This window comes from Fulvivirga lutimaris, from assembly GCF_009711525.1.
GTDB classification, from domain to species: domain Bacteria; phylum Bacteroidota; class Bacteroidia; order Cytophagales; family Cyclobacteriaceae; genus Fulvivirga; species Fulvivirga lutimaris.
Map to the genome: position 1 here is coordinate 1 of NZ_SMLV01000273.1, position 9,799 is coordinate 9,799.

Sequence of the window (9,799 nt, forward strand, 5' to 3'; positions counted from 1 at the left end):
TATAACACTATTTTTAACTATGAAAAATTTACTAATTATACCTGTTCTGTTGTTTGCGGGCAGTCTTAGTGCTCAAACATTCAATTTTGAGATGGACCATGCTGCTCTTGTAGTTACTGACCTTGATAAAAGTGTTGAATTTTATAAAGACGTGCTTCAATTAAAGGAGATAAAAGCACCAGGGGACAAAGACAAGATTAGATGGTTTACCTTGGGCAATTTTGATCAATTGCACTTGATCAAAACTGATGAAATGCCTGATATAAAAACGCGTTCGGTTCACTTCTCTTTAAACACCCAAAACTTTGATGCATTTGTAGCTTCTCTGGAAAGTAAAGGAGTAATCTATACCGACTGGCCCGGTGAGAATTTCAAACAAAGCAAGCGACCTGATGGTGTAAGGCAGGTTTATATTCAGGATCCTGATGGAAACTGGATTGAACTAAATGATGCCAAATATCCAAGCAAGTAATTTCTTTTAATGATTATCATAGTCATGGGGGTTAGTGGTAGTGGTAAATCTACTATCGGAAAAGCGCTGGCTGAGAAACTGAAGTTTCCATTTTTTGATGCTGATGATTTTCATCCTCAATCTAATAAGGATAAAATGGCTTCAGGCATTCCTTTGACAGATGAGGATAGATACCCATGGCTCGAACTTATAGTTGATGCACTTTCTAAAGAAAATAATGGCGTATTGGCGTGCTCAGCTTTAAAAGATACATATCGAGAAATATTAAATAAGGCTTCAGATGATGTTCGTTGGGTTTACCTCAACGGAGATTATGAAACTATTAAACAAAGAATGGAACAGCGCTCTGGTCATTTTATGAAAGCTGATATGTTGAAGTCACAGTTTGATGCATTGCAAGCACCTTCAGAAGCTATTAATGTGGATATAACACTTTCAATTGGTGAAATAGTAGCTACAGTAATTAAGAATATAAATAAAGCTAATGATTGATTATACTTTGCTCCTGGCTGTCTTTTCAGGCATAGCCGCAATACTGGTTCTTATCCTTTTCTTTAGAATTCATGCCTTTTTAGCACTGCTGATTGCCAGTATTTTGGTAGGAGTAATCGCTGGTGTGGAACCGCTATCCATAATAAAAACCATGCAAAATGGGATGGGTGGTACACTTGGGTTTGTGGCCATGGTCGTTGGTCTGGGAGCTATTTTCGGGGCGATATTAGAACAATCAGGCGGAGCAGAGGCACTGGCCAAATTCTTGCTCGCCAAATTTGGAGAGCAACGTGCATCCTGGGCTATGATGATCACCGGATTTGTGGTGGCCATTCCTGTATTCTTTGATGTAGCTTTTATTATTCTTATTCCAATGGTCTATGCGCTTCAGCGCAAGACTAAAAAGTCTTTATTGTTATATGCTTTGCCATTGCTTACAGGTTTAGCGATTACTCATGCTTTTATTCCACCAACCCCTGGACCCGTTGCCGTAGCTGATATTTTGGGGGCTAATTTAGGTTGGGTCATCATGATGGGATTCCTGGCAGGAATACCAGCGGCTATTGTAGGTGGGCCAATATTTGCCAAATACATAGCTAAAAAGATTCCTCTTGATGCCCCAAAGGAAGTGAGTAATGAAAATATTGAAACTACATTTCCTCCTGTTGGCATGATCATCACGATCATTATAGTGCCTATTTTGTTGATTGTTGCTAATACATTGCTAAATAGCTCCTTGGTTGGTGATGGTTCCATTTCAGAAGGTGTAAAGAGCTGGATAGAAATGATAGGCCACCCTTTTAGTGCATTAATTATAGCCAACTTACTGGCTTGGTATTTTTTAGGAATAAAAAGAGGCTTAACAAAGGAGACTTTGCTGAAAATTAGTGGCAAGTCGATGGAGCCAGCAGGTATTATAATTTTACTTACCGGTGCTGGCGGAGTATTCAAACAAATGCTTGTAGACACCGGAGCAGGGGAGATGCTGGCTAATTACGTAGCCGCTTCTGGACTGCCAGTGATATTCTTTGCTTTTATTGCTGCGGCTTTAGTTAGGGTGCTGCAAGGGTCATCAACAGTAGCTATGATAACTGCGGCCGGGCTTATAAGTCCTTTGCTAGCTTCAGGCGCTGCTGAAATTGATAAGGCCTTAATTGTTATTGCCATTGCTTGCGGAGCATCTACTTTATCACATGTTAATGACAGCGGTTTTTGGTTGGTGAGCAACTATTTAGGCATGACCGAGAAGCAGACTTTTAGAAGCTGGACTATGATGACGTTGATAATTTCTCTGGTAGGTTTTGCCGCAGTGCTGGTGCTTTCAGCAGCACTTTAAAATTGTTAGTAAAAAAACAAATGTGTTTTGATACCCCTGTGGTCCCCTCTATGGGACATTTTCTTCCTAAGATTCAGTTATTCCTCGCTTGAGGGAGGTTAGTAGTGTGTTTGTCTTTAAATCAAATAATGAAACAGCTCAGGCTGATCATTAACATATTCAAAGCGGAATTTTTTATTTTCCATGCGCGCCATCAATGGCTGCAAATCTTCCCGGTTTTCTAGTTCAATACCAATGAGTGCAGGACCTTTTTCCCGACTGTTTTTCTTAGAATATTCGAACAAGGCAATGTCATCATTTGGCCCAAGTACATCCGTTAAGAATTCACGCAATGCCCCAGCTCGCTGTGGGAAATTGACAATGAAATAGTGTTTCAAACCTTCGAACAGCATTGAGCGCTCTTTGATTTCAGCTGTACGGGTAATATCATTATTACTGCCACTTACAACACATACCACATTTTTACCTTTGATTTCGTCTTTGAGAACATTAAGGGCGGCTATGGATAATGCTCCGGCTGGCTCAACTACAATAGCTTGCTCGTTATACAGGCTCAATATTTCACCACAAACCTGACCTTCAGGCACTGTAATGACATCATCCAGCAGCTCTTTACATATCTGAAAAGTTAAATCGCCTACTTTTTTAACTGCTGCACCATCAACAAACTTGTCGATCTTGTCGAGTACAACAAGTTCGCCTTTATCAATGGAGGCTTTCATGGCAGGAGCTCCAGCAGGTTCAACTCCTATTATTTTGGTGTTTGGTGATAAGGTCTTAAAATAACTTGAAACACCTGAAGCCAGTCCACCACCACCTATTGGCAGGATCAAATAATCTATAGGCGCTTCGCTGTCATCTAATATTTCTTTACCTACAGTACCTTGCCCTTCGATTATCTTAATATCATCAAAAGGAGGAATAAAAGCGGCATTCTTACTTTCTGAGAATTTTATGGCTTCTGCAAAGGCATCATCAAATGTGTCACCTACCAGCACTACTTTAACAAAAGATTTTCCAAACATTTTTACCTGATTCACCTTCTGACTTGGTGTTGGTGCAGGCATATAAATAGTACCAAAAATCTGCTTCTTAAAACAAGCTAAAGCTACTCCCTGGGCATGGTTTCCAGCGCTGGCACAGACTACCCCATTTTTAAGCGCTTCTTCAGAAAGACTTTGAATTTTATGATAAGCACCACGAATTTTATAGGAACGGACCACCTGAAGATCTTCTCTTTTTAGAGAAATATTAGCTCCATAGCGTTCAGAAAGAACAGGGTTAGGCAGCAGGGGAGTATGTACAATAACCTCTTTCAAATTCTCCGCTGCCACCTTTATCTGTTCAACGTCTATCAATGTAGTGCTTGTGTTGTTCATTTTTAAATATGTAGTTAGTAATTAGTAGTCAGTATTAAGATGTTGTCGCATAGACATCTAAAGTCTAAATACCGACTACTCTTGTCTCATTACTCATTCTCTGGTCTCAATTTTCTAACCGCACTACCAGCTCTCCACATTTCTGATTCTCTCAGTTCTGTAAGCTCAGCCTCAAGTTTTACGCGGTAGTCTTCTTTGCTGTTTGAGTCGATAGATTTTTGCGCTTCATTACCAGCGGCCACTTCGCTGTAAAGGTCTTCGAATACTGGTTTTGTAGCGTCTTTAAATTTCTTCCACCAGTCTAATGCACCTCTTTGGGCAGTAGTTGAGCAGTTGGCGTACATCCAGTCCATTCCGTTTTCAGCCACTAATGGCATCAAAGACTGCGTGAGCTCTTCAACGGTCTCATTAAATGCTTCAGAAGGGGAGTGTCCATTAGCTCTCAAAACTTCATATTGTGCCGCAAAAATTCCCTGAATAGCGCCCATTAAAGTGCCACGCTCACCAGTTAGGTCACTATAAACTTCTTTTTTGAAGTTGGTTTCAAATAAATATCCTGATCCTACACCTATTCCCAAAGCAGTAACTCTTTCTTTAGCTCTGCCTGTAGCATCCTGGAAGATGGCATAACTAGAGTTTAAACCTCTACCTTGCAAGAACATTCTTCTTAATGATGTTCCAGATCCTTTAGGAGCTACCAAAATAACATCAACATCATCTGGAGGAACGATGCCAGTTCTTTCTTTATAGGTAATTCCAAAACCATGAGAGAAATATAATGCTTTACCTTTTGTAAGGTGTTTTTTTACTGTTGGCCAGAAGGAAATTTGTCCAGCGTCAGACAGTAAGAATTGGATGATGGTACCCTTTTCACAAGCTTCTTCAAGCTCAAATAATGTCTCGCCAGGTACCCAGCCATCACTTACAGCTTTATCCCAACTTTTAGAGTTTTTACGCTGTCCAATAATAACATTGAAGCCATTATCTTTAAGATTGAGTGCCTGTCCTGGACCTTGTACGCCATAGCCAAGAACTGCAATAGTTTCTTCTTTTAGTACTTCACGAGCTTTTTCTAATGGAAATTCTTCTCTTGTTACTACATCTTCAGTAACGCCTCCAAAATTGATTTTTGCCATTTTTCTGTCTTTAGTTAAATATGTTTCTAGTTTTTATTTTTAATTAGTGTAGCTGTCAGCTAATAATAATAGTGTCCTTTGAGTGCGCCTCCAGATCTTGCAGATGTTTGGAAAAAGTGCTGTAAGTCTTGCTAAGCGAAACTCGACCGGATCTTACAAATCCTTGTATTCCGAAAGGAGACAAGGCTTCAAACAAAGCATGAGTTTCCTGTTTTTTACCAGTTTTTTCAATGATGATGAAATCACCAACCAGCTCTTTCACAAAAGCATCATTTTTCCTTACCATCTCCATCAAAGCCTCTTTGTCTGTGTCCGGAGTCAATTGGATTTTGTATAAAGCGATTTCACTATACACAGTTTCCTGATCAGTAAAGCAAAACGCCTTAAGCACCTCTACTTGCTTTTCAATTTGTTTGACCACCTTAACCGTTAGGTCATGAGATTCCTCAATTACTATAGTGAATCTATGAATGCCTGAGTATTCAGATTCTGATGCGGTAATACTTTCAATATTGATATGCCGCTGTGTAAATAAAGAAGTGATTCTGTTAACCAGACCAATCTTATTTTCTGTAAATATTACTATGGTGAATATCTGCTTCACGTTAATTTCTTTAAAGTCGTATTTGATTTATTCTAACCTTATGTCTTCTACTGAAGCACCTGATGGTACCATTGGGAAAACATTGTCCTCTTTCTCCACCATTACCTCAAGTAAGTAGGGGCCGTCATGATCAAACATTTGCTTCATAGCATTATCGAGCCCATCACGCTCGCTTACTGATGATGCTTCAATACCAAACCCTTTGGCAATGGCCACAAAATCAGGATTCACAAGCTCGGTTGATGAATATCTCTTGTCAAAGAAGAGCTGTTGCCATTGCCTTACCATGCCTAAAAATTCATTATTAAGAATGATGATCTTAACTGCTGCTCTCGTTTGAAATATGGTTCCTAATTCCTGGATGGTCATTTGAAAGCCGCCATCACCAATTACTGCAATAACTTCTCTTTCAGGTGCAGCCAATTTAGCACCAAGTGCCGCTGGCAGGCAGAAGCCCATCGTTCCTAATCCACCTGAAGTGATGTTACTTTTCGATTTATTGAATTTGGCATATCGGCAGGCCACCATTTGATGCTGACCAACATCGGTTACAACTACTGCATCTCCATTAGTGTGCTCATTTGCTCTCCTAATCACCTCGCCCATGGTCAATCCGAGCTTACTTGGGTTTAGCTCAGAGGCAATGACTTTATCATACTCAATAGCCGATAGTTTTTCAAACTCTTCAAGCCATTCAGTATGCTCATTGGCATGGCAATGCTCAATTAAAAGTTTTAAAGATGCCTTTGCATCACCAAGTATCGCTACATTGGTTTGTACATTTTTATCAATTTCTGCCGGATCAATTTCCAGGTGAATAACCTTAGCCTGTTTGGCATATCGATTCAAGTCGCCAGTAACCCGGTCATCGAAGCGCATACCAACAGCTATGAGAACATCACATTCATTGGTCAATTTATTAGGGCCGTAATTACCATGCATGCCCAACATTCCAACATTTAGAGGATGGTCTGTAGGTAAGGCAGATAAGCCTAATAATGTCCATGCAGCTGGAATTCCTGTTTTCTCAACAAAATTAGCCAACTCTTTCTCTGCATGGGCTAGTATTACACCTTGTCCAAAGAGGACATAAGGCTTTTTAGCTTTATTGATTAATTCGGCCGCAGCCTTAACTTTCTCTGTATCAATTGCTGGCTTAGGATTATAACTTCTAAAACCCGTGCATTTTCTGTATTCGTAATTCAGCGAAGCAAATTGCGCGTCCTTGGTTATATCAATCAATACAGGACCAGGTCTTCCTGAGGTCGCGATATAAAATGCCTTCGCAATGGCCTGTGGTATATCTTCAGCTTTGGTGATTTGGATATTCCATTTGGTTGCCTGCATAGAAAGGCTAATGATATCTGTTTCCTGAAAAGCGTCTGTTCCTAGCAGTGAGGAAGCCACTTGACCTGTGATACAAACCAAAGGAGTGCTGTCAATTTTGGCATCCGCCAAACCAGTAATAAGGTTGGTCGCTCCAGGCCCTGACGTAGCAAATACAACTCCCGGTCTTCCTGAAATTCTTGCAAAGCCCTGAGCAGCATGGATTGCACCTTGCTCATGGCGTGTCAATATATGTCTTAGTTCTTTTTGATAGCCATAAAGGGCATCATAAATAGGCATAATGGCTCCACCTGGATACCCAAAGACCATATCAGTGCCTTCAGCAAGTAGCGATAAAATGGTAGCTTCCGCTCCAGTAATAACTTTTTTATCTTCTTTAGTTATTGCTTCCATATTATAAATCTGTTACACACCCCTCGGATGCTGATGACACAAATTTTGCGTATTTATAAAGTGCACCACTTTGTTTTTTTAGTGGTCTTGGTTGCCATGCCGCTTTGCGTTTATCGAATTCAGCAGCATTAATCAGTAATTCAATAGTATTTGCACTGGCATCAATTCTTATCATATCCCCATTCTCAACAAGTGCTAATGGTCCGCCATCCTGTGCTTCAGGAGTAATGTGGCCTACCACAAATCCGTGGGTCCCTCCAGAGAATCTGCCATCTGTGATCAATGCTACTTCTTTACCCAGACCAGCACCCATTATAGCGGCAGTAGGTTTTAGCATTTCGGGCATTCCGGGTCCACCTTTAGGGCCTTCGTACCTGATGACAACAACGTCACCAGCTTTAACCTGACCTGCTGATATGCCATCATTGGCTTCAAATTCGCTATCAAATACTTTTGCTGGCCCTTCAAATAACTCTCCTTCTTTTCCTGTGATTTTGGCAACTGCACCTTCTGGAGCCAGATTACCCATTAGTATCCTTAAATGTCCACTTGATTTTATAGGCTGATCTTTCGGTTGAATGATCTCTTGTGCCTCATGGAGCGGAGGTAGTTCAGCGAGGTTTTCCGCAATGGTTTTTCCTGTTACTGTCATGCAGCTACCATCAAGCAGACCTTCTTCTAACATCATTTTCATCACACCTGGAATACCACCAACCAAGTGGAGGTCTTCCATTAAGTATTTTCCGCTTGGTTTCAAATCTGCCAAATAAGGAGTTTCAGCACTTATTCGAGCAAAATCATTAAGCGTAAGGTCAATTTCAAATGATTTGGCAATGGCCAAAAGATGAAGTACTGCATTGGTAGACCCGCCAAGAACTGTAATTAGTCGGATGGCATTTTCAAAAGATGCTTTAGTGACAATATCTCTTGGTTTAAGATCCATCTCTAAAAGTCTGGCAACGGCTTTTCCAGCATCAATACATTCTTGGTTTTTTTCTTCTCCGGTTGCCGGATTTGAAGATGAATAAGGCAAGCTCATTCCCATAGCTTCAATAGCTGATGCCATAGTGTTGGCAGTGTACATTCCACCACAAGCACCAGGTCCCGGGCAGGCATTCATTACCACACCATCAAAATCTTCCTGACTGATAGAGCCTGCTATCTTTTGACCTAAGGCCTCAAATGCAGAAACAACATCAAGTTTTTTATCTTTAAAACATCCTGGCTTAATGGTACCGCCATAGATTACGAGGGAAGGCCTGTTGATTCTCCCCATGGCAATCATCGCACCGGGCATATTTTTATCACAGCCCACAACGGCTATAAGACTATCATAGGCTTGCGCATTCACGACCGTCTCCATAGAATCTGCAATGATATCCCTTGAAGGAAGGCTGTAGCGCATACCAGGAGTTCCCATTGAGATGCCATCGCTCACGCCAATGGTATTAAAAATTAACCCGATCAGGTTTTCCTGATTCGTAGCTTTTTTAACTTCTGCAGCCAGATCATTCAGATGCATATTGCAAGGATTTCCTTCGAAACCTGTGCTAGCTATACCAACCTGTGGTTTTTTCAAATCTTCATTACTCAGACCTATAGCATGAAGCATAGCTTGCGCTGCCGGCTGAGATGGATCCTGAGTTACCTGCTGGCTATATTTATTTAATATTTTAGTCATGAATTAAACGATAGTAAGGCCCTGGTAATGATTGTATCTTACTTTTTGGCGGTACATCAAATAGATATTGTGGCCTGCTGAATCTTCCCATGCGCCTTTAAATTTCTCACCATTGATAGAAGCAATTGGAGCCACCTCTACTGCCGTGCCTACAAAGAATGCATTGTCAGCTTTGTACACATCATCGATAGTAAAGTGTTTCTCAACAACTGTGATATCCAACTCTTTGGCTAATTCTATAATGGTAGCTCTGGTGATGCCAGGAAGGATATTTCCTGCAGGAGGAGTATATAATACATCATCCTTCTCATAGAAGAAATTTGCTCCCGGTCCTTCAGCCACATTGCCGTGCATGTCTAACAATAGCGCTTCATCATAGCCAAGTTCTTTAGCTTCTTGTGTAGCAAGTATTGAGTTGGTGTAATGCCCAACAACTTTAGCTTCTACATGACAAGACTTTGGGTTAGGCCGTTGAAATGAAGAAAGCATAACATTTAAAGGCTTATCGCCTAAATATTTTTCCCATTTCCAAGCGGCCATAAATACATGCGAGTCATTAGAGGGCATCAAAGACATGCTGTCTCCAGCGTAGACTAATGGTCTGATATAGGCATCGACCAGCTCATTTTTGTCTAGCAGGGTATAAGCAATTTGTATTAGCTCTTCCACAGAGTATGGAAGTTTGATGTGCATTTTCTTTGCTGAATAGATCAGCCTTTCAAAATGTTCTTTTGCTTTAAAGATGTTTGAACCCTCAGTACTTTGATAAGCTCTTATACCTTCAAAGACACCATTACCATAATGCATGGTCTGGTTATACATACCGGATGAGGCGTCCTTGGCCTTGATCCATTTCCCATCTAGGAATACCGTGGTGTCATTGTTGTAATACATAATTGCGTTATTTATAAATGCCTATTTTTAATTTTTTCACATAAAAAAAGCGCCATCCTTGGGGG

9 protein-coding genes are annotated in these 9,799 nt (G+C 40.7%); 3 read left to right on the forward strand and 6 right to left on the reverse strand.

What is annotated here, in order from left to right; translation table 11 throughout:
* Window positions 1-19: 19 nt before the first annotated feature.
* Genes E1140_RS04275 through E1140_RS04285 form a run of 3 tightly spaced genes read left to right on the forward strand, consistent with a single transcriptional unit; the run spans window position 20 to window position 2,300 of the window.
* Window positions 20-472, forward strand: coding sequence for a VOC family protein (locus E1140_RS04275; protein ID WP_155179400.1), 453 nt, complete (start codon window positions 20-22; stop codon window positions 470-472).
* A 9-nt stretch (window positions 473-481) separates the two neighbouring features.
* Window positions 482-964, forward strand: coding sequence for a gluconokinase (locus tag E1140_RS04280; protein ID WP_155179402.1), 483 nt, complete (start codon window positions 482-484; stop codon window positions 962-964).
* The gene (locus tag E1140_RS04285; protein WP_155179404.1) at window positions 957-2,300 is read left to right on the forward strand and encodes a GntP family permease; all 1,344 of its coding nucleotides are present in this window, start codon (window positions 957-959) and stop codon (window positions 2,298-2,300) included. Before E1140_RS04280 ends, E1140_RS04285 begins: the two co-directional genes overlap by 8 nt.
* A 116-nt stretch (window positions 2,301-2,416) precedes the next feature.
* On the opposite strand, the gene ilvA is transcribed toward E1140_RS04285, so the two are convergent.
* From ilvA to E1140_RS04315, 6 genes are all read right to left on the reverse strand, one after another.
* Window positions 2,417-3,679: a threonine ammonia-lyase gene (gene ilvA, locus E1140_RS04290; protein WP_155179406.1), complete on the reverse strand. Its 1,263-nt coding sequence runs from the start codon at window positions 3,677-3,679 to the stop codon at window positions 2,417-2,419.
* A gap of 89 nt (window positions 3,680-3,768) precedes the next feature.
* On the reverse strand, window positions 3,769-4,815 hold the full coding sequence (gene ilvC / locus E1140_RS04295; RefSeq protein WP_155179409.1) for a ketol-acid reductoisomerase: 1,047 nt from the start codon (window positions 4,813-4,815) through the stop codon (window positions 3,769-3,771).
* A gap of 55 nt (window positions 4,816-4,870) precedes the next feature.
* Window positions 4,871-5,419, reverse strand: a complete 549-nt coding sequence (gene ilvN, locus E1140_RS04300) for an acetolactate synthase small subunit (RefSeq protein WP_185153421.1) — start codon at window positions 5,417-5,419, stop codon at window positions 4,871-4,873.
* A gap of 27 nt (window positions 5,420-5,446) precedes the next feature.
* Entirely contained in the window at window positions 5,447-7,159 is a 1,713-nt protein-coding gene (gene ilvB, locus E1140_RS04305; RefSeq protein ID WP_155179411.1) for a biosynthetic-type acetolactate synthase large subunit, read from the reverse strand.
* Window position 7,160: 1 nt separating this feature from the next.
* Entirely contained in the window at window positions 7,161-8,840 is a 1,680-nt protein-coding gene (gene ilvD, locus E1140_RS04310; RefSeq protein ID WP_155179413.1) for a dihydroxy-acid dehydratase, read from the reverse strand.
* 3 nt (window positions 8,841-8,843) lie between these two features.
* Window positions 8,844-9,734: a branched-chain amino acid transaminase gene (locus E1140_RS04315; protein WP_155179415.1), complete on the reverse strand. Its 891-nt coding sequence runs from the start codon at window positions 9,732-9,734 to the stop codon at window positions 8,844-8,846.
* Between the last annotated feature and the right edge of the window lie 65 nt (window positions 9,735-9,799).

Excerpts from the sequence above, each read along its gene's own strand:
- E1140_RS04275 (WP_155179400.1), top strand. The coding sequence starts at position 20 with ATGAAAAATTTACTAATTATACCTGTTCTGTTGTTTGCGGGCAGTCTT.
- E1140_RS04280 (WP_155179402.1), top strand. The coding sequence starts at position 482 with ATGATTATCATAGTCATGGGGGTTAGTGGTAGTGGTAAATCTACTATC.
- E1140_RS04285 (WP_155179404.1), top strand. The coding sequence starts at position 957 with ATGATTGATTATACTTTGCTCCTGGCTGTCTTTTCAGGCATAGCCGCA.
- ilvA (WP_155179406.1), bottom strand. The coding sequence starts at position 3,679 with ATGAACAACACAAGCACTACATTGATAGACGTTGAACAGATAAAGGTG.
- ilvC (WP_155179409.1), bottom strand. The coding sequence starts at position 4,815 with ATGGCAAAAATCAATTTTGGAGGCGTTACTGAAGATGTAGTAACAAGA.
- ilvB (WP_155179411.1), bottom strand. The coding sequence starts at position 7,159 with ATGGAAGCAATAACTAAAGAAGATAAAAAAGTTATTACTGGAGCGGAA.
- ilvD (WP_155179413.1), bottom strand. The coding sequence starts at position 8,840 with ATGACTAAAATATTAAATAAATATAGCCAGCAGGTAACTCAGGATCCA.
- E1140_RS04315 (WP_155179415.1), bottom strand. The coding sequence starts at position 9,734 with ATGTATTACAACAATGACACCACGGTATTCCTAGATGGGAAATGGATC.